Annotated in this window: 19 protein-coding genes; 9 read left to right on the forward strand and 10 right to left on the reverse strand. The window is 41.3% G+C overall.

The genetic code is table 11. The features are described 5' to 3' along the window. Positions 1-67: 67 nt before the first annotated feature. The 9 genes from FQ608_RS18995 to FQ608_RS19035 all read left to right on the forward strand — a co-directional run bounded on the left by FQ608_RS18995 (position 68) and on the right by FQ608_RS19035 (position 12,174). On the forward strand, positions 68-2,437 hold the full coding sequence (locus tag FQ608_RS18995; RefSeq protein ID WP_158860070.1) for a S9 family peptidase: 2,370 nt from the start codon (positions 68-70) through the stop codon (positions 2,435-2,437). 12 nt (positions 2,438-2,449) lie between these two features. Then, positions 2,450-3,028: a peptidylprolyl isomerase gene (locus FQ608_RS19000; RefSeq protein WP_158860071.1), complete on the forward strand. Its 579-nt coding sequence runs from the start codon at positions 2,450-2,452 to the stop codon at positions 3,026-3,028. A gap of 152 nt (positions 3,029-3,180) precedes the next feature. Continuing rightward, on the forward strand, positions 3,181-3,756 hold the full coding sequence (locus FQ608_RS19005; RefSeq protein WP_158860072.1) for a Crp/Fnr family transcriptional regulator: 576 nt from the start codon (positions 3,181-3,183) through the stop codon (positions 3,754-3,756). A gap of 72 nt (positions 3,757-3,828) precedes the next feature. Further along, the gene (locus FQ608_RS19010; protein ID WP_158860073.1) at positions 3,829-5,130 is read left to right on the forward strand and encodes a parallel beta-helix domain-containing protein; all 1,302 of its coding nucleotides are present in this window, start codon (positions 3,829-3,831) and stop codon (positions 5,128-5,130) included. Positions 5,131-5,133: 3 nt separating this feature from the next. After that, complete coding sequence (locus FQ608_RS19015) at positions 5,134-6,288, forward strand: SO2930 family diheme c-type cytochrome (RefSeq protein WP_158860074.1); 1,155 nt, start codon at positions 5,134-5,136, stop codon at positions 6,286-6,288. A gap of 337 nt (positions 6,289-6,625) precedes the next feature. Continuing rightward, entirely contained in the window at positions 6,626-7,186 is a 561-nt protein-coding gene (locus FQ608_RS19020; RefSeq protein WP_158860075.1) for a TolB family protein, read from the forward strand. A gap of 225 nt (positions 7,187-7,411) precedes the next feature. Next, positions 7,412-10,549 (forward strand): sensor histidine kinase, encoded by a 3,138-nt coding sequence (locus FQ608_RS19025; protein WP_158860076.1) that lies wholly within the window; start codon positions 7,412-7,414, stop codon positions 10,547-10,549. A 41-nt stretch (positions 10,550-10,590) separates the two neighbouring features. Continuing rightward, positions 10,591-11,235 (forward strand): response regulator transcription factor, encoded by a 645-nt coding sequence (locus FQ608_RS19030; protein ID WP_158860077.1) that lies wholly within the window; start codon positions 10,591-10,593, stop codon positions 11,233-11,235. Positions 11,236-11,487: 252 nt separating this feature from the next. Then, positions 11,488-12,174, forward strand: coding sequence for a response regulator transcription factor (locus FQ608_RS19035; protein ID WP_158860078.1), 687 nt, complete (start codon positions 11,488-11,490; stop codon positions 12,172-12,174). Positions 12,175-13,286: 1,112 nt separating this feature from the next. Here the strand turns inward: FQ608_RS19035 and FQ608_RS19040 are convergent. The 10 genes from FQ608_RS19040 to FQ608_RS19085 form a co-directional block, all read right to left on the reverse strand. Beyond that, positions 13,287-13,616 (reverse strand): transposase, encoded by a 330-nt coding sequence (locus FQ608_RS19040; RefSeq protein ID WP_158860079.1) that lies wholly within the window; start codon positions 13,614-13,616, stop codon positions 13,287-13,289. 798 nt (positions 13,617-14,414) lie between these two features. After that, positions 14,415-14,852 (reverse strand): hypothetical protein, encoded by a 438-nt coding sequence (locus FQ608_RS19045; protein WP_158860080.1) that lies wholly within the window; start codon positions 14,850-14,852, stop codon positions 14,415-14,417. A gap of 67 nt (positions 14,853-14,919) precedes the next feature. Further along, positions 14,920-15,030, reverse strand: a complete 111-nt coding sequence (locus FQ608_RS19050; RefSeq protein WP_158860081.1) for an Ig-like domain-containing protein — start codon at positions 15,028-15,030, stop codon at positions 14,920-14,922. 182 nt (positions 15,031-15,212) lie between these two features. Continuing rightward, the gene (locus FQ608_RS19055) at positions 15,213-16,094 is read right to left on the reverse strand and encodes a hypothetical protein (RefSeq protein ID WP_158860082.1); all 882 of its coding nucleotides are present in this window, start codon (positions 16,092-16,094) and stop codon (positions 15,213-15,215) included. Between the two features lie 288 nt (positions 16,095-16,382). Continuing rightward, positions 16,383-16,739: a hypothetical protein gene (locus FQ608_RS19060; protein WP_158860083.1), complete on the reverse strand. Its 357-nt coding sequence runs from the start codon at positions 16,737-16,739 to the stop codon at positions 16,383-16,385. A gap of 430 nt (positions 16,740-17,169) precedes the next feature. Then, entirely contained in the window at positions 17,170-17,478 is a 309-nt protein-coding gene (locus FQ608_RS19065) for a hypothetical protein (protein ID WP_158860084.1), read from the reverse strand. Positions 17,479-18,367: 889 nt separating this feature from the next. After that, on the reverse strand, positions 18,368-19,279 hold the full coding sequence (locus FQ608_RS19070) for a hypothetical protein (protein ID WP_158860085.1): 912 nt from the start codon (positions 19,277-19,279) through the stop codon (positions 18,368-18,370). A gap of 688 nt (positions 19,280-19,967) precedes the next feature. After that, positions 19,968-21,113: a M12 family metallopeptidase gene (locus tag FQ608_RS19075; RefSeq protein ID WP_158860086.1), complete on the reverse strand. Its 1,146-nt coding sequence runs from the start codon at positions 21,111-21,113 to the stop codon at positions 19,968-19,970. Between the two features lie 660 nt (positions 21,114-21,773). Continuing rightward, the gene (locus FQ608_RS19080) at positions 21,774-22,184 is read right to left on the reverse strand and encodes a hypothetical protein (RefSeq protein WP_158860087.1); all 411 of its coding nucleotides are present in this window, start codon (positions 22,182-22,184) and stop codon (positions 21,774-21,776) included. A 174-nt stretch (positions 22,185-22,358) separates the two neighbouring features. Then, positions 22,359-24,191 carry a S8 family peptidase gene (locus tag FQ608_RS19085; RefSeq protein ID WP_158860088.1) on the reverse strand — a complete coding sequence of 611 codons (1,833 nt, stop codon included), beginning with the start codon at positions 24,189-24,191 and terminating at the stop codon, positions 22,359-22,361. Positions 24,192-24,203: the final 12 nt, after the last annotated feature.

Below are 24,203 nucleotides of genomic sequence, written 5' to 3' on the forward strand. Positions count from 1 at the left end.
ATACTACTCACATTCCAATAGCGTTTAGCCAGTATAAAATTTATATTAGAAAGCGAAAAAAAATCTTATGAGTACAAGTTATACCAAAGCCATTTTCAAGATGGCACTTTTCCTGTTCCTGTTATCGTTTCAATCCACAGCCCAAGAAAGCCCCTTATCCGTGGAATCCATTATGCAGGATCCCAAATGGATGGGTACTTTTCCTTCCCAAGTAAGATGGGATGAACATGGCGAATATATTTATTTCAACTACAATAAAGATAAAGATCCGGAGGACTCCCTGTACCGAATAGCAATAAAATCAAAGAATTTGGAGAAAGTTTCATGGAGCGATGAACGGGATCTTCCTTCCTTTTCCGGCGTCTACAATGTGGATAAAAGTCGAAAGGCCTATGTTAAAGACAATGTATTAACCGTCTATGATATTTCTGCAAAAGAACAACATAAACTTTTGGAGTTGGACGGCAGAATTAGCGATCTGCATTTTTTGGGAAAAGGGGATAGACTGGCTTTCCGGTATGGAAATGACGCATATACGCTGGACTTGGAGAATAAAAATTTAAAACGACTTACCCAGATCAAATCCGGCGAGAAAGAAAAGGAGGAAGAACCTACCAAGCAAAACGAATGGCTGGAAGCAGACAATTTGGATCTTCTTCAGGTAGTCAGGGAACGCAAAATAAAAAAAGATAGTACGGAATCAATAGCAAAACTGAAAAAAGGCGGTGAACCCTTCACTTTTTATATGGGGAAACGGCAGGTGTCCGGTATACAGGTCGCTGCGGATGGGGATTTCGTTGCTCTTTTGCTACATACACCCGCAAAACCTACCGCTACCAAGGTTCCGGATTTCATTGCGGCAGAAGGATACACTTCGGATTTGAATACCCGACCAAAAGTTGGTACGGAAACCGCAAAATCGGAATTGGCGATTTTTGACATAAAAAAAGACACTGTCTACTTGGTAAATGCTGAAAACCTACCTGGCATCAAAGACCTTCCTGACTACGTATCCGATTATCCCGAGAGAGAATGGGAGGAAAAGGTACGGGAGGTTGTGTTTTCCCAGGTAGTATTTTCCCACGATGGAAAACAGGCGGTAACCCAAATCCGCTCCAAGGACAACAAGGACCGATGGATTGTGCTGGTGGATTTGAGTGACGGAGAACTGAAGGTATTGGACCGACAGCGGGACGAGGCATGGGTGGCCGGACCGGGGATTGGATGGGCGTCTGGAGGGGGTACGCTGGGCTGGCTTCCCGATGATTCGCGGATTTATTTTCAGTCGGAGGAAAGCGGCTATTCACATCTCTATTTGCTTCGGATCTCGGATGGTTCTAAGCAGGAGTTAACGAAGGGCGAATTCGAGGTGTTCGATCCTTTTATTTCCAAGGATAAAAAATCATGGTATTTAACCACGTCGGAAGTTCATCCTGGCGAACGGCATTTTTACCGTATGCCGCTGTTAGGAGGCAAAATGGAGCAGTTGACTAGTATGGAAGGCAATAACGAAGTGAAGCTGTCGCCGGATGAGAAATGGTTGGCCATACGTCATTCCTACAGCAATACACCTTGGGAGCTTTATCTCCAAGCAAACAATGCCAAATCCGAAGCAGTTGTCCTAACCTCAGGTCAGTCGGAGGAGTTTCAGGCCTATTCGTGGAGGGATCCGGAATTAATCAGTTTTAAAGCAACCGATGGAATTTCGGTTCCTGCCAGACTCTACTTGCCCAAGCCGGAAGCCAAGAATGGTGCGGCCATAGTATTTGTACACGGTGCCGGCTACCTTCAAAATGTGCATAAATGGTGGTCTTCCTATTTTCGGGAATATATGTTTCACAACCTGCTGACAGACCTGGGATACACTGTTCTGGATATCGATTACCGGGGAAGTGCTGGCTATGGTAGGGATTGGCGGACTGGAATCTATCGGCATATGGGGGGAAAGGATCTGTCAGACCAGGTGGATGGCGTCAGGTATTTGGTAGAAAATCACGGGGTTGATGCTGGAAGAATCGGGATATATGGGGGAAGTTATGGAGGTTTTATGACGTTGATGGCGCTGTTTAATGAGGGAGATACTTTTAAAAGCGGTGCGGCATTGCGTTCCGTGACCGACTGGGCCCACTACAACCATCCCTACACAGCCAATATACTAAACGAACCAGCGGATGATCCCCTAGCTTATCGGCGTTCTTCGCCGATCTATTTTGCGGAGGGATTCAAGGGACACCTACTGATGGCCCATGGCATGGTGGATGTAAATGTGCATTTTCAGGATGTAGTGCGGCTTTCCCAACGGCTGATTGAGCTGGGGAAAGATAACTGGGAGCTAGCCGTTTACCCCGCAGAAGACCATGGATTCGTAGAGCCCAGCAGTTGGACGGACGAATACAAGCGGATATTGAAGTTGTTTAATCAAACACTACTAGATTAATAAGTTGGTCATATGAACAAATCTAAAATCCTTTTCCTACCCTTTCTTGTCTGCCTGTTTTCCTGCCAGGAGGAAACCATACATTGTCTGATATCCACTGAGCTTGGAGAAATCGCGGTGGAATTGTATCCGGAAAGGGCGCCTATCACGGTGGAGAACTTTCTGGCCTATGTGGAACATGGTGCCTATACCGGTTCCAGTTTCTTTCGTGTTTGTACTCCGGAGAATGAAGCTGACAGGGAAATCAAAATCGAGGTGATTCAGGGAGGAAATATTCCGGAGGAATTTGAACTACCGCCCATTACCCTTGAGACTACCGAAATGACTGGATTGAGCCATACAGACGGAGTACTTTCCATGGCGCGTGCGGAGCCAAATTCCGCGCAGAGTAATTTTTTTATTTGCATAGGCGACCAGCCTGAGTTGGATTTCGGTGGAAAACGTAATCCGGATGGGCAGGGTTTTGCGGCATTCGGAAAGGTGACTTCCGGGATGGAGGTCGTTCGGGATATTCAGCGGCAGAAGGAGGTGGGGCAATATTTGGTGGATTCGGTAAGGATAGGGAGGATTGTAGTGAGGGGTGAGGATTGAGGGGTGAGGATTGAGGGGTGAGGGGTGAGGATTGAGGGGTATATTATATATTAATCTCTGAACGAATAGTATTAAACAATTAAGTTTAAATTGAAATAGAAAATGGGGCGTGGTAGATTGAAACTTTAAAACATTAACTCAAGTCTTGGTGCATGCGAAAGGATCTCAATATGTTAGTGAAGATTTTCGTTAAGTTTGATGGACTCGATGAAGATTCAATCGACCAGTTTTTGGATATAGCCATTTTGAAGGATTTCAAAAAAGGAGAATTGTTGGTCAGGGAAGGGGAAGTTTGTGATAAGTTGTTTTTTGTCGAGCAAGGCCTAGTACGAAGCTTCTATCACAAGGAAGTGAAGGATGTTACCATTAGTTTTAGTCTGGCAGGTGAATTTATTACCTCCATGTCGGGTTTTATCACGCAAAAACCCACCTATGAAAATATTGAAGCTTTGGAGGATTGTGTGGTATTGGAGTTTGGCAAGGAAAAACTCAACGAACTTTTTGTCAGAGAGCCAAATTGGGTAAATATTTATAGGCAGATACTGGAAGAGTATTATGTCAAATTGGAGGAACATCTGATATTTTCGAAATTCAAAACCGCCAAAGAGCGTTATTACGAGCTAATAAACAAAAAGCCCCAGATTATTAAAACGGCTTCTATTGGCCAAATTGCTTCATACTTGGGAATCAACATTGAAACGTTAAGCAGGATTAGGGCTGGGCGGTGAATTTTTTGACATTTGTCAAATGACTTTTATCAGGTTTTCAGGTAAATTTGAAATAATCAATTACCCCTTCCGATGAAAAGCGTCTATACTTCTGTAATTCTTCTGGGATTGTTTGTTCTGGGCAGTTTTCTATATAGCTGTCAAAGTTCCAGTTCCGAGGTTTCTTTTGATTCCAGTAAGCTGCCCCGAGCTAGCCAAGATGAAGTAGAAAGAGTCATTGAGTCTTTTATCCTTGCCGAGGATGGAGATATCGTAGAGATACCTGCCGGCTTTTATAATATAAAGACCCAATTGATTCTGGACAACAAAAAAGACGTCACTATAAGAGGGGCGGGTATGGCAGAGACTGTTCTGTCTTTCAGGGAGCTGAAATCAGGAGGAGAGGGAGTTAAACTTGTAGGCCAAAATATAAAAATTGAGGACCTTAGTATAGAAGACGCACCTGGGGACGGCATCAAAAGCCAGCATTGCGACGGAATCACATTTAGAAGGATTAACGTCACATGGACAAACGGTGACAAGTCAAAAAACGGAACCTATGCCATCTACCCCGTTCAGTGTAAAAATGTGATGATTGATGAATGTATCGCCTCCCATTCAAAAGATGCGGGAATATATGTGGGTCAATCGGAGAATATCATTGTGAAAAACTCACTGGCGTTTGGCAATGTGGCAGGCATCGAAATTGAAAACTCCGACAACGCCGAAGTATTTGGCAACACGGCAAGGGATAATACCGGGGGTATTCTGGTATTCAACCTTCCCGGATTACCCAAGGCCGAGGGTAGGGGAACCAAAATTTACGACAATGATATTATTTCCAACAACCATATAAACTTCGCCACAGCACTGAATGAAGAACCCAATGGCAATACCGTAACCCTGATTCCACCAGGGTCTGGTTTGATTCTGCTGGCAGCAAAGGATGTGGAAATCTTCAATAACCGCATCCACGACAACAAGACCGTGGGTATTGCCATTTCGAATTACCAGATCACAGGATTTCCAGCCGAAGCTCCAAATTGGTCACCCTTCACCTCCAATATTTTTATACATGACAATGAATACAAAAGGTCACTTAAGCTGCCAGATTTAAGCAAAGAATTTGGTCAGTTGATCTCGGTTTACAATGCCCATGGGAAAGGAAAGACCCAGGATATCATCTATGATGGTTTTTGGGATAAGAGTCTTAGTCAAGACATCAAAACCAACCCGATGAACGTATGTATACAAGAAGAGAACATGGCAGATCTTCACTTCACCTTGTTCGATCTTTGGGAGGGTGAAGAAAACATCAAATCCTACAAGGATTATTCGCCATTCGAATGTCAGACCAACATCAAATCAGATGTAAGTGCAAGCTTAAATAGGTAGACCATGAATATTTGTTGGGTTCATAGCTTTATTGCAGCCATTGTAATATTCTTTGCTTGTAATTCTCCCAATCAAAAAGAAGAATCGATACAGCTTACCGTTTACGGAGATTGGGAGGCACCCGATGTAGAGACAAGTGCTGTCAGTTTTGATCAGATTCCATTTAAAAACCTTTCCGAATATGGGTTTTTCAGGGGTAAAATGAGGGAGTTCAACGCTGGGAATGGAGTGCTCCTGTATGAACCCGCATCCTCTCTGTTTACCGATTACGCCTTGAAATCCAGGTATGTCTGGATGCCCGAAGGAGTTAGTGCCACCATTCATGATGATGTTGAGGGAACATTCGAATTTCCCGATCAGACTATACTTATTAAAAATTTCTTTTATCCGGCCGATTTTAGAGAGCCTGCCGAAAATATCCGGGTTATTGAGACCAGATTGATGGTTAAGAGAAACGGGGTTTGGGATGCATTTCCCTATATCTGGAATGAAGACCAAACGGATGCTTCTTACAAAGTAGTGGGGGCCGAAATTCCGGTAAATTGGATTGATGATCAAGGCGAGGCCCAATTGGCAAACTACATCGTCCCCAACAAAGCCCAATGTAAAAGCTGCCACAATAAGGATGAAATTATGGTTCCGCTTGGAGTGAAAGCAAAACACCTTAATCATGAGCTGCAGGAAAAGGATGGATCGAAAAACCAATTGATAAGGTGGGAGGAAGTTGGATATATTCATGGGTTGAGAGCGTTAGAGAATTACCCTAGAATGGTCAGTTACAATGACACTTCATCCTCGTTGGATCTCAGGGCAAAGGCTTACTTGGATATAAACTGCGCCCATTGTCACAGTGCCGAAGGTCCGGCAAGCACTTCGGGACTGTTTTTGAACTATGAAGAAACCGAACCGGCGAAACTGGGCGTATTCAAAACACCGGTAGCGGCGGGGTTCGGCGCCGGGTCTTTTAAATATTCCATTTGGCCGGGCAAATCCGATGAATCCATTATGACCTTTAGGATGGGTACTAATCAGGTAGGTGCAGCTATGCCCGAGATCGGTAGGGTTACTGTGCATAAAGAAGGCTTGGAACTGATCAAGGTTTGGATTGATGGGATGTCGGAGGAGTCTTTGGCAGGTTTAGGAGAGGTTCAGAATTAATATTGATTGCTTGAATATTCCGAATCCAAGTTCTTTTCTGAATTTGTTTCAATATGTCGAATTGACTAAAATCAACCACAAAGTGCCGTCAGGCACGGCCGATATAATTTCAATTGGGCGGTCCAGAAAGCCTTTACCAAAAAGTCCCGTAGGGACGGCCGATATAATAGCCCCCGGTTTCAACCGGGGGATCCAGAAACGCCCCCATCAAAAAGTCCCATATAGTTATGATATCAAGTAAAATGTCAAATCGGAAAGTATTGCGAATACAATTAAATTTTGGGGCTTATTAGTCCTTTACTGCTTGCCATTTTATTAATGATGGGAGCCTGCAGCGATGATGAAGAAACCTCGCAACCGCAATCTCCCAACCCTGGGAACCCAAGCATTAAATCAAATCACAAATGACCCTGACCTAACCTTTATAGGTCCCAGTTGGAACACTGACGGTACTAAAATAGTAGTAACAATACAAGATTCATCTGGAGAGAACACTGTAAGCATTTGGGAGATGAATGTAGATGGCTCCGAACTGGTTCAAATTCTGGGAGATGATGATTATTGGTTGTCAAATGCCCGATTGTCACCTAAGGATGATGAAAGAATTGTTTTTGTATCAAATTCTCGCGTCGAAGTTCCGAGTCAAAATGAAATTCATTTGGTAGACAGGGATTTAAGCTCCCGAACAAATATTTCCGCTTTAGTTGACGAACCAGTAAGGGGTAACTCCGCTCCTCAATGGTCTTCCGATGCCAATCATATTTTGTTTCTCTCCCAATTTCAACTACACAATTACCAGGTTTTCTCGTACGATATTGAAAGAGAAGAGATTACCCAACTTACCTCCGAAGAGGCAATGCACCATAACGCTATTTTTAGTCCCGTGATGCGGCCTTAAATGTATGTTTACTATTCAGTGGTCCAAACTCAAAACGGGTTTGGATCACGTTTTAGTAAAATTTCTCTCCCTACAAATAAAATGGTATAATATTGGGATTAAATAATCTTATTACAAACAAAAACAATTAATTCCCTCACTTAACCTAGTATTTAAACGGCTTTTACTTGCATATTAAATAATATATTTTATATTTGAAATAAGATAAATTATTTTGTCCATCAAATGATGAGAGTTCTAGCTATTCTTTTTTATCTGTTTGCAATGTTGACTTTGCCCCTAGTTGCACAGCAAAGGGATTTTGTGTTTAGAAATGTTACTATCCATCAGGGCCTCTCACAAAACAGCGTGGTAGATATAGAAGAGGATCCCGCCGGATTTATGTGGTTTGCCACGCAGGATGGCCTTAATCGCTTTGACGGCAGAGAATTTCAATCTTTCCCCAAATATTTTGATGATATTACCACTAGTAAACAATTACAGTTGGGGAAAATTGCAGCATCAGGCCATGATCTTTGGTTTGTGTCAAAAGGTGGAATACTGGAAGTGTTGGATTTACTTTCCAATACGTTCAGAAAGGTTACACATCTCGGTGAGGAACAAGTACCAATTCCATTTGTAAGTGATTTGTTTTTTGACAAAGAGGGTAATTTGTGGATTGGGACATTGAATGATGGCGTTTTTTACTATGATAGGAAAGCGAATACAGTTTCCCGTTTTGGTACCAATGACGTTGATAATGCTGGACTTTCTAGTAATCAGATACGATCGATATACCAAGATCGCCAGGAAAATATTTGGATATTGACTCCATCAGGCTTGAATAGAATCGAAAATGGACGGATAAAGCAATATTTGGAAGAAACAGATACGAATGTTGCAACCGAAGACAATACGGGTAGGTTGTGGGTAGGCACGTTGAGGAGTGGACTGTTTTTTAAAGAGGCTGGAGCTAACGAATTTAGACAGTTCGAGGGGTTTGAGAATTATCCAATTGCAAAGGATCTGATTGTGGAAGCAATTCACGCCGATCAGGAGAATAACCTTTGGGTTGGCACCTACGGTAAGGGGCTCTACGTCATTCAACTGAATTATACTTCTTTTGTTAACCTGATGCCTGACATTCGTAATCCCTACTCAATCGGTTTTCAGGATATTCTCACCATCCATGAGGATTCAAACGGAGGGATTTGGGTAGGAACAGATGGAGGTGGAGTTAGTTATTACAGAAAGCAATTCAATAATTTCCGTAGGATAACCGATCAGAATGTCTCAAGTGGCATTTCGATCGAACAGATTCGTGCCATTACTACGGACGCAGATGGACAAGTTTGGATTGGTACTTCAGGTCAAGGGTTGACTTTGTATCAGCCGGCTTCGAGAACCTTTGAAACTGTCCGTTTTCCACCGCTTCATTCCAATATTGGTAATCCCGATAGGGTAGTTTCCTTGTTAACAGACAAAGATGGAGATTTATGGGTTGGAACTCAGGAGAATGGTTTGGTAATCCGCAATCGGGTTACCAAGGAAATTGCCAGGTGGTTTTCTTTGGAATCGCCACGTAAGCAGGACCGAATTCCAGATAACACTATTTGGTGTATGATGGAGAACGAAGCCGGGCAGATTTGGGTGGGAACTAGAAATGCCGGGCTACTTCTGTTGGATAAAGATAAGGGGTTATTAAAGAGTTATATGCCGTCCCTGAATCAGCCCATGCAAGATGAAAACAGTATACGCAGCATCCTACAGATAAATGACAGTACCCTTGCGATAGGGTTTGAAAAAGTGCACGGAGTTCAAATGTTTCACATCGGGACGGGTGAATTTTCCCCGTTGAAGTTTTCTTCTTCGGAGGAGATGATCCCTGATGGGGCCGGAATCAAAGATTTGTATTATGAAGACGGCTGGTTATGGATCGCAACTGCCGGAAACGGATTGGTCTGCGTGCAATTAGACGGAAATGGTGCAATTTCTCTTAAGGAGGAAAATGGATTGCCAAATAATACAGTTTACGGAATATTGCCGGAAAATGACAGTACTATTTGGGCAAGTGGCAACCGGGGTCTTTTTAGATTGACATATACCCTTGGGGAAGAAAATATTGAAATTTCACAAATCTCAATTTATTCAATAGCCGACGGATTGCAAAGTACGGAATTCAACACAGGGGCATTCCATATGTCAAAAACCGGTACCATGTACTTTGGAGGGATTAGTGGTTTAAATTATTTCGACCCGAAAGAGTTGGTTTTTTCAGATGACTCGTTGAACGTAGTGCTGACTGGGGTTATGGTAGGGAACAGACCCGTGGAGAGTGATACCATAATTACATACAATAATCACCTTTCACTGAATTATTTTGAAAATTCACTCTCCTTTAACTATACGGGGTTGGACTTTGTAGCACCTGACAAGAGAAGGTTTTTTTATCAATTAAAGGGGTATGATAGAGATTGGGTTGATGCCGGGAGCAGGAGATACACCGCATATACCAACCTGTTACCCGGAGACTATGAGTTTATGGTAAAATCATCAATGAGTCCGGATGAGAACGCTCCAATAACCTCCCTGTCTGTTTCCATTGCTTTTCCTTTTTGGTTAGAATGGTGGTTTACCTCCACATTAATCGTGGTCATTATTTTATTCATCTACGGAGTGTACAGGTACAGGATAAATCAACTGCTGTATGTTCAGCAGGTCAAAAACAATATATCTGCGGATCTTCATGATGAGATAGGTTCCAGATTGACCAGCATTCAGCTTATTGCGGCCATTTTCAAAAACAATATGAATGGAAAGCAGCCCAAAGTGTACCTTGAAAAAATAGAAAATGAAGTACAAATGTCCGCCGAAGCGCTGGACGAAATTGTGTGGAACATCAATATCACGGACGAAAGCCTGGCCGAGATTGTCGCCCGGATGAGACGTTACGCCAGTGAAGTTTTGGAGAGTGATGAAATATCCTATAAGGTGGAAATTTCAGCGGATTTTGCAAAAAAGAAAATGTCTATGCAAAAGCGACGAGAACTGTTTTTGATTTTTAAAGAGTTGCTCAATAATATCCGAAAGCATGCTCAAGCCAAACAGGTCCACATCCAAATTTACACAAAGGATCAAGGGTTATGTTTAGCTGTAACTGACCATGGAGTTGGGTTTGATCCTTCGGAAGAGTCAGATAGAAACGGACTACGGAATATCCGGTATAGATTGGGAAAATGGGGCGGGAAAATGGACATCAGTTCAGAAATCAACAAAGGAACCACGGTCTGTGTTTGGGTGCCTTTTGAGCGAAGCAGTATTACACGCTTTTTAAATTATAAAAAGACCTTTTCAAGGAAAGGCTTCGGTAGGAACTCACCCTAAAAGGGGATTGATTGTAAAAATAATCTTGATTAAATTTAGCAATGGCAATTAGGCTGGTGATATTTGAGGATAATGAGATTTTGAGGAGTTCACTTTGTACCTTGTTGGGTAGTAGTGGCGACTACCAAATTGTTGGAATGTACGGTGACGTTATGGAGGCAGAGCAAATCATTCGATCTACCAGACCTGATGTAGTTGTCTTGGATATAGATATGCCAGTGCGGGATGGTATATCCGCTATACCAATAATTAAGCAGGTGGACAACGCTATTTCCGTTGTGATGTATACCCAGTTTGAAGATGACGACAGGCTATTTAGGAGTCTGTGTGCGGGTGCCGATGGGTATGTGTTAAAGAAGACTACCCCCTTAAAACTTTTTGAGGCAATAGCCGAAGTTCATAAAGGAGGAGTTCCCATGTCCCCCGCAATTGCCCAAAAAGTGTTGAATTCTTTTAGGGAAAAAGCCAAGCCAAAACAGGAAGAATATTTTTTGACGGTTAGGGAAACAGAAGTTTTAAAGCTGTTGGTAAAGGGCTATACGGTGAAATATATAGCGGCTGATCTTCATATGGCCTATGAAACCTGCAGGTCCCATTTGAGGAATATCTACAAAAAACTTCATGTGCGATGTGGAAAGGAAGCAATAGCCAAGATTCTTAAGGATCGGATCAACTTAAACAGGTAAAATATCACCCTTAAAGGGGATTGACAGGAAGATGTATAGATATTAATTTTATGAAAGAACAGAAAATTTCTGTTTGACTATTTGATGAGGTTGTATTTTGGCAATTAACAGGCTATTCTTTGAAAGATATCAACCAGATAACGTTAGGTAATAGTTTTTAATAAAGGCTGATTCAACTCATTTAACGAATAGGCTATTCGATTAGAGGGGAGGGGAGATTAAATTATTCTTTAATTATAACCGATATAGATTATGGAAACGCTGGCCTCCATGCTAAACCGGCAACAGCAATTGATAAACTACGAACGGATGATGCTGGAAGGGGAGGAATCCCTGGAAGATGTGGGAGGAATGAGTTCGGAGATTTTGCAGTTTAGTGACAAAGATTTTCGCTTTCTTTACCTCAATTCCGAAGGCAGAAAATGGTTTGGGGTGGACCCCGAGAAATTGAGTGCGATAAAGAACGGGAGTTTGGATGCTTTTTTTCATCCAGATACGCTGGAATATGAGCTTCCCAAATTAAAACGCTACTATAAAGTAGGTAATAGCGACAAGATTTATTCCAACTACCAACAGTTGTACCATTCCAGGAATCAATGCTATACCATTTGTATGGTGCTTACCAAGAAAATCCGGAAAGGCTTTTTATCCTTTATTTTCCCGTTGGAAAAAATGATGGGTAATTCTGCCAAGATAAAAAGAATAATTAGAGAGGAAATCTTTAAAAGGAACCATAAGAGGCAATATGAATCCCTTACTAGTAGGGAAATGGAAGTGCTGAGGCTGTTGGCTACTGGGGTGAACAATCCCTGCATTGCGGAAGAGCTCTTTATCAGCCGCCGTACCGTTGAGGAACACCGAAAGAACATCAACCGAAAACTGGAAATCCGCAGCTTAAGGGATATTTTGGAATATGCGTATGCCTTTGATTTGGTGTAGGGGCGAATTTGAAATTACGAATTACGAATTACGGATGGGGCAATCAAAAGTTATGGATAAATTGCTGGTGGGTTTCACCCATGGTTATTGAGGAGTTTGACCCTTTCAGGGTCGGTTTGGCCCATGGGTGTCTTGTCTTGAATTTAACCAGTGATGGTTTGGCGTTTGATCGGTGGTTAGAACGGTGTTTATTTCGGGATTATCCATTCGTTTAATCGACAGTGAAGCTGTCAAACTCCTCAATAGCCCCAGGTGCAACCTGGGGATTTTAAATAGCGCCAACGGTGCGTTGAGCAATAGCCTAGCCTGCAAGGGCTAGGGAATCATTATGTCCCAATGTTCACGAGGACCGAAGGTGCGAACTAATCTCTATTGATTTTACGCCATTGGCCCTAATCAACTTCTATTTCTAGGTTTTTGATGACGCGCCGTTGGTGCTTTGGGGTTTATCGTATAATTAATACCTAGGGCTTCACCCTAGGCTAGTGATTTTGCGCCTTTGGCGCTGATCTTTGAAATAGCGCCAACGGTGCGTTGAGCAATAGCCTAGCCTGCAAGGGCTAGGGAAACATGTGGCCAAAAGTTTACTAGCACCGAAGGTGTGAAATTAATCTCCGTTGGTGCTCGGATTATTGGTATTTTATAATGGTTTGCGGTATTCCCCAGGTTTTTGATGACGCGCCGTTGGTGCTTTGGGGTTTATCGTATAATTAATACCTAGGGCTTCACCCTAGGCTAGTGATTTTGCGCCTTTGGCGCTGGTCTTTGAAATAGCGCCAAAGGTGCGTTAATCAATAGCCTAGCCTGCAAGGGCTAGGGAGTCATTTGACCAAACGTTTACGAGCACCGAAAGTGTGAAATTAACCTACGCAGGTGCTCGGATTATTGGTATTTTATAATGGTTTGCGGTATTCCCCAGGTTTTTGATGACGCACCGTTGGTGCTTGGGATTTATCGTATAATTAATACCTAGGGCTTCACCCTAGGCTAGTGATTTTGCGCCTTTGGCGCTGGTCTTTGAAATAGCGCCAAAGGTGCGTTAATCAATAGCCTAGCCTGCAAGGGCTAGGGAGTCATTTGACCGAGCGATCACGAGCACCGAAGGTGCGAAATTAATCCCACAAATATCGCTCATCATATTCTATCTTGTATTTTTTTAAAAATGCAAGATACTCCTCCTGAAACGTTTTGGATTTGTGGTGTTCTGCCTGATTTTCAATATACTTCTCTACAATATCAATTTCTGTAGGATTGACGGAGAAACTGCCATATCCCCTTTGCCAATAAAATTTTTGATATTTCGCTCCTTTGGTCTTTATCCAAATTGATGAATGAGATTTGACTTCTTCAATAAATTTCATCAATGCAACTTTCCGCGACAATACACAAAGAATGTGTATGTGGTCTTTGTAACCCCCAATTTTTACAGGTTTAAAATCCATATTTTACAAATACCCCCGATATATTGAAATAGCTCATCTTGAACACTTTCATCAATAAATGGGTACCGGTCTTTCGTACTAAAAATAATGTGGCTGTAATTATAAGCTATGGACTGTGGCATATTTTTAGATTAAAACATATTTTAAAATAACACCGTTCTGCCCCAAAGTTCGTAAATGTGATCATTTACTACCGAGTTGGTGATGTTCAAATCGACGATCTCCAATTTTATCATTTAGATACCGATTTAGCTTTCGTTTTCCGAGAGTTGCGTATTTTTTTCAACTGCTGTAAATCTGCATCATATTTTACGTTTATCAAGGCATTATAATCTGACTTTCCTTTTTTAAAGATAAAACTTTCTTTTTCCAGAAAAATACCTAAATCCTAGTATTTTCTATCCGCTCCTTTGATAGGTTTATAATTTGTATGGTTAGCCTACTATTGTTTTGTTTGCCATCGGAATTTTGATGGCGCACCGTTGGTGCTTGGGGATTATCGTATAATTTAATACCTAGGGCTTCACCCTAGGCTAATGATTTTGCGCCTTTGGCGCTGATCTTTGAAATAGCACCAACGGTGTGTTGAGCAATCGCCTAGTCTGGTAGGGCTGGGGAACTATGGGTTTTAAACCATGGATTTGGAACCAAACCAACTACATTGAGGAAGGGCCGATACATACGGAAATCTTTGAGGCTCAGGGTCGCCGATTAAAATAAAGCTTTTTTGAAGATCTTTTGCCCTTACAACAGAACGTAAAAGTTGTCGGACAATTCGAAATGGTTGAAAGTTTGGGCTCACAAACCTGTTTCTCCTGTTTCATTATTCTTTTCAGTCGGGTTTGGAATTGGTCCTGACCATAGGAAGTAGTCAAATTCGGGCTCCATAAAATCCTTGGGTTCGCCCCAGTGGAGGGTAGTGAGCATGGAACCCATCAGATTTTTTGCTAGTCCCATCAAGACCCTGTCGTTAAATAGATCATCCAAAAACTCCATAGTTTCAGTGGTCACCGACTGATCTATCTTTTCCTGATCATCCTTGGGATTGAAATAAACGTGGTCATGGGTTACATTTTCGATGACATAGGTGAGGTATTCGATGTCCTCGTAGATCATCAAGCTACCCACCTTTTCGTGTTTGGCGGGAAAAAGAGCAATGAATTCAGTAGGTTCACCAATCGTAAAGGTGTCACCGTATTTGACTTTTAGTGCTTGGAGCAGGTGTTCACGGATCATGTTTTTGGTGGTTATGAGTAGTAATATATGCTTAATGGTCTACCGTTGGGAAATACATAACTCCCTTTTAGAAGAAATTCATTACTGTGGCACTGATAGTGGCTTCTCCATCCTTCAAGCCAATGACCAGGATTTCCTCGTCCACCTTGGCTACCGCCTCATCCGAACTACTCCACACGGCGGTACTGCTTTCAAACTACTAAATATTAACTCAAAGTTGATTTCTCAATATATTTCAAAAATTCTAATTTCTCAAATAGACAAAGAAATAAAATGATGGAATTTTAGAGCTATAATTTTAGAAATATCCATACATGAGCTCCTTTATCAATCTTTTATTAATTGAAATTTGATGTTTTATCATTTAAATTGGATTAAAATCTTTTCTGTTTCTGGGTTCGCTATAATTTGAATATCATTTTGTCCAGGATAAGAAAACTTTAAATTCTGACTTTTTTGTATTAATACGGAGAATTCCCCTTCATTAGTTGTCGTCATAGGCGTCAGTCTGTTCTGTACAAAAATTTCAACACCACCAAGCCCAATACCCCGGCTGTCTAGAACTATACCCTCTAAGATAAACCAGGGATCACCAATAACTAAAGGTTCAAGCCAACGTTGATCACGTGGTTTACATTCGCCATCTTCACAATACCAACCTAATGGACAAGTTTTTGGAAAACAGGCATCAGTGTCATCAGGCTTTTCATCTATATCAAAATTATAACAAATACCATTGTAACAGTATTCACCCTCCTGGCATTCTATGCCAGCACATGGATTATGCTCAGTTCTCAGTTCGAAGCATTCACCCTGAAAACAAAGAGATCCTTCTGGACATTCGATATCGTTACAAATCGGGTATCGAGAACAAACACCTTCGTAACAGGCCATGCCTTCCGGACAAGTAATATCGGTACATGGATCTTCAGCACATAGGCCACTTTCTGCATAACAAATCGTTCCGGCAGGACAGCCATCTTCTTCACAATCAAAATAAAAAAAGCAAGATCCATAATAGCAAACCTGTCCTTCGTGACATTGGATCCCTTCGCATGGTTCTTCCCATGGATCAACACAGAAATTTTCATAACAGGTAAGTCCTTCGGGACATTCATCCCAAAATTCACAAGAGATTTTCTCAATCGATGGTTCGACACAAGAAAAGTGGACCGAAATCAAACTAATAATGATTAAAATATTTAAAAAAGAAATCCGATGATAGTGAGATAGTTTTTTCATAATGTTAATTTTATATTATAAAAAGAATGACAATTTCAAAAATTATAAAATTGATAAGTTATTTTTAAATTAAAATACCTTATTATATGATTTCTGATTAAAATTTTGTAAGGGTAATAGTGCTGCATTATTATAGAGGAGGAAAACCTAAGGATAGGGATTATTTATAAGGCTCCGTATCCATATATGTAGCATATTTATTAAATAAATACTAAATATGCGAGGAGTTGACTTTTTAATTAACTTGGATTGGAAACACCCAAGGTATAACCCTTATCGTTATTGGATTTACAATATACCTTCCTGCTCACCCACAGGTTCTTTTTCTGATGTCGCAAGGTATCCAGACCCTTGTGTAGAGGCCCCGTTACCTCTGTTTACGCTAATGTAAAGAATTAGCGGTTTTTCGTACCTGACTGTATTTATGACAGATTCAAAACGGCTCATGGGCATGTGCAGGACAATATATTCGCCGAATGGATTCGGATGCCATAAATAATCTTTCGTTAAGGTCGTTCCTTCAGGAAAAAAATCAATTCTTCCCACAAATGAATTGTCAATATAACATGATAATAAAGCCACACGACCATCATTTCCTCCTGAAATTTTTACCACATATTTGTTAAAAATTTTTGTTGTAGGCATCGTTATGTTATTTTATGGTTGTTATTTAATAATATTTTAAAAGCTTACCTAATTTCATTAAAACAGAAAATATCTTCCTCATATTCTTTAGTTTTATGGTTATCAGGCCCATGTATTGTTAGTACAGCTTCGCTCCTTCACCCCATATTGGCAACTAACATACTTTCAAGCAAGTTACTTCCCATGACATATCCATACAATACCAAAGCTTTGGTATATTAGTGTATAAGAAAAAGAAATTTGAGATTGTGAAATTGAGATTGGAGTTGTGGAATATTAAAAAAATAATCCAATTTGTTATTTAAAAAAGAGGCTTGTAAGAAAATTTCAATCCCAACTCTATAACGAAAAGGTCCGAAATCATGCTTTTAGTGTGGGGATTTCAAATCCCCAATATCTGGGTTCGCCATTGCAAATGTCGACAAGCTTTCTAAAAAAAGCCAAACGTAACTTGACTCCGATAAAAACTGGCGATTTTTGGATAAAGGGTGAACCGACTAATTTGCGCATTAAGCCATCGTAATAGTCCGCGTTTCTTCTTATCACCAAACCAATTATTCAACACCTTTGATTCATCTTTGGTAACAGGATTTGTTAGGTCTGTTTCAAGTCCTTTCAAGATGGCAGCTACCCTTTTGGTTATGGCGTTTTCGAGGGGTTTTTGATTGCGTAATGGATCATCATCATTAGTGGATGGATGATTTAGTTTAAAGTGCATAAAATCCTGATGGGACGTCATTTTATGTATTCTTTTGTTTTGATCCTTATTAAAGGTAATTCCGAATCGCTTACCAGGAAGATCCTGTGATCACGTCAATCACCACGTCATGATCTGGCGTGTTCGGATAGGCTGGATCATTAGCATTAGCCACCTTATTGGCATCTTTACGATTCTGCCATAGTTTCAGGGTTTTGAAGAGATAATCCAATACCCCGCTGTGTAGGCTCCCACGGTCACGGCACTGCCAGACATAGGCCCAGGTGGAATTTATTGGTGGAATCACTCATGGTTTTTTATTGAAGTGGAAATATATTTTAATTTTTTTCACTGTTAAAGTCTCCTTTTGAAATTCTGTATTTAATTTCGGAAGGACATTTTTTCGAAATTCCCTATCCATTCAAAATGAAACATTTATAATTAGATTGGGAAAAAGGAGAATTGTTACCATGGACAGTTAAGCGAAAGCCGATTTATTTTTTTGATTTGTAGGTCTGTGGTATTTTAACTCTCATACTTCATAAGTAAAAGACAGGATACCTCTATCCGAATTTAATTTCAGAAATAGATATTCTGTGAAGAGAAGGTCCACATCAAAAATTGGCATAACTTTGTTTGAAAGAAGTTGTTTGATGGAAACCATGAATTTAAAAAATGCTTGAATAGAAAATAAATTCAACTGACTTTCAAGGTTCTAAATACCCGCACTTTATCCCCCCAACTTCCAATACTCTTGTCCTCAATTAAAAGGCATTTCTACTACTAGGCTTTCATCATTATGAATTATTTGTACAATTAGTCGAAACATTATCTAGAGAGCTTTAATCAAACAAATAATAAAGTCATCTCCAGCATTGAAAATAAGCATGCCGGACTAGTGTTGTGCGAAATTATGATCTATTCTCCTGCTTTATGTTGATTCATTAATATAAAATGCATATTCTCTATACCTAGAGTTAGTCCACCAATGGTTGTTCATATATTTATCATTAGTACTTCCTGCGTGGCTTTGGAGTGGCCTGGTAATCGTTCCGTTTACTTTAATTGCTCCATAATTTGAGAATTCAGGTGTAACAACAGTTATATGTCCTGATCGATTTTCATTATCTCGTTGGCCTATAATTAATCCAATATTCCCATTATTCGCAGTATTTTGTAGTTGATCTAAACTAAAAATTCTTTTCCAACCAAATGTTTCCCCCCATTCTCTTAGCCAAACAAATATACTATTTACATTCAACTCTCTTAGTGTTTCCCCATACCTTGGTATGACATTATTGCCTCTGGAAAGGTTTATTAGTGCATTTTCCATCCACCAGACCCTAGGCAAATAAACATTTGCTAAGTAGCAAAAATCGTGTGCATATATATTGCAGAAGGTTTTGTTATCAAAAGGCAAATATCTTACACTATTTTCAACATCTAGCCAATCAATTATTTTTATCAATGCTGATTTTTTGTTTTCTAAACTTTCTGATTTTATTCTAAAAGGCATATTTTCTTCTTTAAGTGGGTATGCTCGACCGCCGTTAAAATTCCTTCTTGAAATAGTTCTCCTATTAGGTTGTAGGTGAACCGATTCTATTTTTTTAATTCTTTCAGGTTCTTCAAAATCAACCTCTGGGATCAGATATCTTATATTTAAATATCCTGTTAAACTTAAATTGTTTATGCTGGTTTTAGCCCTAGCCCAATTTTCTCTCACCTGTGTGCCTTCCAATTCCACTAGATGGCCATATGTTAAAATTGCCATTTTTGTATTAGCCCTTGCATAGGGCGCTGATCTTAGATGAAGTGCATTAACTGTTACACGATGTTTCATGTTTTAATTTTCTAATTGATTGAATATATTAATTATGTATTTAGATTTAGGAATCATAATCTATTATAGTTAGGAATCATCTCATAAACTGTTAAAGAAGCGATTGGATTTGTAATCCTGAGCTAAGTCTTACCGGTTTTCAAGTAGAAGATAATGAAGATGCTGAATATCAATCAAATTTTTCTAAATCGGGGGAAGTAGAAGTAGACGAATCCTTTGTGGGCGAGCAAGATTACTTGATCAGACGAAGTCTAAAATAAAATCAAGATGGTAGACATAGAAAACGGTGCAAAAGGTGTTTCTTCTGTAATGGTAAAATAGTGGAAACCACCTCCAATGCCAATTTTGATATGTTTATCAAAAATTACATCAACAGCGATGCTTGAGCCAAAAATGAATTTTTAACCGCATGGAGGCCATAATTCAAAAAAGACTCGTTAAAAGTCGGGAGAAAATTGTGAATATCTCAAATAGATGTGCCAACCGACCACGATGTTCAAAGTATGACTTAGTGGTAACCACCCTTTGGTCATGAACCTACAATTTTTCAACGAATGAGACTGTACGTTCAAATGCTACAAAATGAAAGAAGCAATCTTTGAAAATTTGAGGATAATGATAACCACTGGACCACCTGACCCTTATAGAAATTATTATTATTAGGTGCCTAATTCAAATAAAACACTTCTCACCACATCATGACAGCGGTCTCACCAGCACTGTCTTCAAAATACATCCTAATCCTCAAGACATATTTCCTGTCTTTCCTAAGTCTGCATCTAATTTTGGCGTTCTCGTCCATTCCGCTGTCATCACTGCCTTCAAGGAATAACAATTCGCCATTGGCTTCTTCAAAAAGGACCATTACCGTATCCGAATTACCAAAAGTCCTTATATTATACCTTCTAGATGCATTGGGTTTAATAGCAAAATTTTGTTGCTCGCCTGGAAATAAAACCAATTTCGCCGATTCAAATGCTTTCAATTCTGGGTATGATTCTTCCAAAGGAGGATAAAAAGTCCGTACCCAAATTTTATCCCTTTCAGATAATCCCCCACTGGGGGTAATCCCATTTATATTATATTCCGAAGGCTCCAAAATTAAACCAGGGTGAAAAGGATAATGCATTACAGATTCAGGATCCCAACTAGATCCTTGAATAGAATCAGGATCGATTTTTCGGATAATATTATGATAGGTTTTTTCTCTGTTCCAATTATTGGGAGGATTCGATAGTGCCCTGTAAACTGCTTCTTCATCCCAGATGATTCCGGAATTCGGATTCTGGTGTTCATGAGGAAATCCAAGCGTATGGCCAATTTCGTGAATTGCAGTATCTAATCCATTTGTATTTCGGGTAAGGTCCCATCCAAAGTTCATGGTGCGTTCATCTCTTCCTATCCCAATATCAATTATATCCCGTCCCAAGTAGGACCAAGATCCATCCCCACGCATAAACCCGATTCTTATTTCAGCCTCCTCCCTGGTATCCACTTCTTTGAAATCAATACCGATACTTTGATTTTTCCAAGTATCAAAAGCATTTCTAACTATTTCTTTCTCCCTTTCATTAGTGGTCCATGTTATCCATTCACTACTTCCGTTTGACAACCTTCGTTCTCTTCCATCAGAATCTTTATCAAAGAAATAATAATGTAATATTGTGCCATTTACCCATTTTTTGTCAAGAATTAGGATTAATTGGATTCTATGTGGATCCATGTTGGGATTAAGCGTCCTTTCAGGTACGTCTGGTAAATCGCAAAAATTACTTGAAGAAGTTTCACTTTTTGAAGTAATTTTTTCTTTTATAGAGGTTTGTATTATTGACATTGTTTTATATAATTTTATAATTAGAAAATATTCGGATCAATCAATTACTTTTTTTTTGATAAGAATTATCAGGTAAAACATGTTTTATTATTACCAATCAATCCCTAGCTTGTAAAATCGGAATAATCAGATAATTTAAAGTTTAATTTATAAAGTGTATAGATCATTGACAATACCAAAACTTTGGTATTTTGGGTTAAAAAGGGAAAAAGTGATGATTGAAAAACGAAGTCAACTGCAGGGGATAGGATAAACATGTATCCCTTTTTAAGCACCTGGCCAATGTCCAACATTTCATCGGACTACTTTTGAAGTGTTAGTTGGCCATTGCCCTTACCGAAAAAATGGCTTTACCGGCGCTCAGAAAACTTTCTTGGAGGGGACACAGCCAACGGTACCTCCTCAGGATCACACAGCGCGTTGAGCTGGCCCCTAAAAAATAACCTGTGTCAATTTCTAGGTTCCTGTTAACAGGAGCTCGAATGGCCTTCCCAATGCAGTACTTCTACATTGGTAGTGATTAAAAAGAGAAACCAAAATTGCTACTTTGATACACTTGAAAATGTTATATCCAACTTAGAGGTAAAATTGCAATAGCGGAGTTGGCAAGCCTTTCATAGACAAGGTTTGTCAACTCCTAATTGCGTTTTTCCTCCCTTCCTACCCTTCGGTACTTGGCGAACTGCCAGCGTCCGTGTCCATACCATCACCGTCGGTACTGGGTTGCGATTCTGTTCCACCGACAGCTTCTAAAAGCCATCCAGCTGGGGCGCCGCCATCTGTTTCTTCACTCTCTGTTGATTCGAGTCGTGCCTCTGCAATGGCTTTGACAAGTGTTTCTGCCGGTGCGCCAACATCGGCGGTCTCGACATTGTCGGATGCCATTGGCTCGTAATTGGTTTGTACTACACTTGTTTGTTCTGTTGTTTCGATAATAATACGCATTTTTACCTCCTTTAGTTTAATACAACATACCGTCCTTCTATATTTACCGGATCCGATGTAAGGTTCTTGACAATAATCCAGTATGTGAAGTGGGTGCTCGAGGCCCGTTCCACTTGGACGTTCCACTCGATCTGCGGGGCACCCCTTTGCGGTGAAGTAGGTACGACATACCACATCACATGCCATGCTTCCGGCCAACTGTGCGTAAAATAGCGTCTCGATGCTCCAGCGGGGATTGATCTTGAAAATTGGACTCCGACTCTCATAATATCTTTTTAGTTTAGTTTATAAAATGTTTAGTTACCAGCCTAGTACGGCGTAGCGTCCTTCAATATTTACGGGAATTTGCGTAAGGTTAGTGATACTGATAAAGTAGGTGATGTGTTGATCGGATGCACGCTCCACTTGGACGTTCCACTCTATCTGGGGTGCCCCCCGCTGTGGGCTAGTTGGTACGACTGTCCACACCACATGCCAATGCGCCGGCCAACTGTGCGTAAAATACCGGCGTGTTGTTCCGGCAGGGATTGATCTTGAGAATTGGACTCCTACCCAAGTCCGCGTCTCTAATGCTCTGGAAATCAGTTGCCGTAAATTGGGGCGGTTGCCGATGCGTTGGGTGCGTGGCCTAGCAGGATGGTTCTGTGGGTATCCGGTACCTGCCATATCAGGGATGAATGTGAACGCTGGGCCGTCCTGCTGTGGGGAACCAGTGGACCGAAGCAACTGGATGGCTCTGGCAGGACTCAGTGGAATTCGCCTTTGGGCTCGCAAGACTCCCTGCACGCAGGCCAACGCACCAACGATGATGGGAGAGGCGCTGGAAGTGCCGCTGAATTGGTCGGTGTACCATTCGTTTCGATCCGACCCGCCTTGGAGATCCCCGTAGCCGGTCGTGGTAACCTCCCATCCCCAGCCCTGCGCGTCAATTCTGGCACCATAGTTGGAAAAATAGCATCGCCCTCTGTCTGCGTACACGTCTCCCCAGCCTGGTTGACGATTTCTTCCATGGGTACCTGCGGGAGGCATGCCTGCTCCAACGACAACAGCGCCGGAACTGGGATTGGCAGGATTGAAAGGGTTTTTCCAACTAGCCGGAAACGTTCCCATTCTAGGATGATTAATAGGTCTGGTGTCGTACACACCGTCATCGAAATTCTGACCGCCATTGCCGGCTGCCTCTACAACGATGACCCCTTTACTGATCGCGTAACGTATTGCGTCGAAGTCGTCGGGCCACCATTCTATGGCAATAAAGCCAAATCTGGTCCTGTCACCGGGGTTAAATTGAGGACCTCCTCGATGCACTTCTAGTAGGATGATATCACCCCGCTTCAACCGGTCAGCTGCTATTCGGATAGCTTGGGAAGTGTTATTCCCAACTAGGGACACTGCCATTGCATTAGAATCCGGACTAATTCCCGCCACGCCAAAGGAATTGCGATCACCACTGTACTCACCAAGTACTGCAGTACCATGGTTGTCATCGGTACTATTGGTTCCGGAAACTACCCCTCCCTGGTTATGCAGCAAGTCTTCATGATTAAAGTTCCAACCCCACTCAATGTCAATGATATTGAACCCCGCTCCCCTTCCCCCCGGCACTGTCCATGCATACCGTGCATCAATTCCGATTGGGGCCGCGTTCAGGTATTCCTGACGAGCTGTGAAATCGGGCGTATGAGTTGGTGGTTCATCTGTCCTGGGAGCAATATCATTGAGTTTCATCTGTGCTGGTTCCGCGGGGGGCTTCACGTACGCCGCTTCGATCCCCTCCATCTGTTGTAGGCGGTTCGCCAGGTCGTCCAGAAGCTCATCTGGGGCTTCAACATGGTAGTAGACGGACAGGTCAGGAACCTCTGCACCTGTCTCCAAGGCCAACGTAGCTGCTTGTGCTTGGAGTCGTTCCTCGCTGACACCGAAGAGAGGCTCCAACGTCACTTCTTCTGAGGCCAGTAGGTCATTTAGTGGCTTGACGTTGGCTCCGGTGACAGAGGAAACAGCTTCCTTTTTTGCACGGAGCCCAAGGTCACGCTTCCCTATGACGATTAGCTGGCGTTTTGCCGGGAAGTTCTCTTCGCCCTGTGGATCTTCTGATGATTGATTTTTTTTTGATTTTGATTGTTTTGCCATAATACTAATCTT

The organism is Lunatibacter salilacus (assembly GCF_009797935.1).
Taxonomy (GTDB): domain Bacteria; phylum Bacteroidota; class Bacteroidia; order Cytophagales; family Cyclobacteriaceae; genus Lunatibacter; species Lunatibacter salilacus.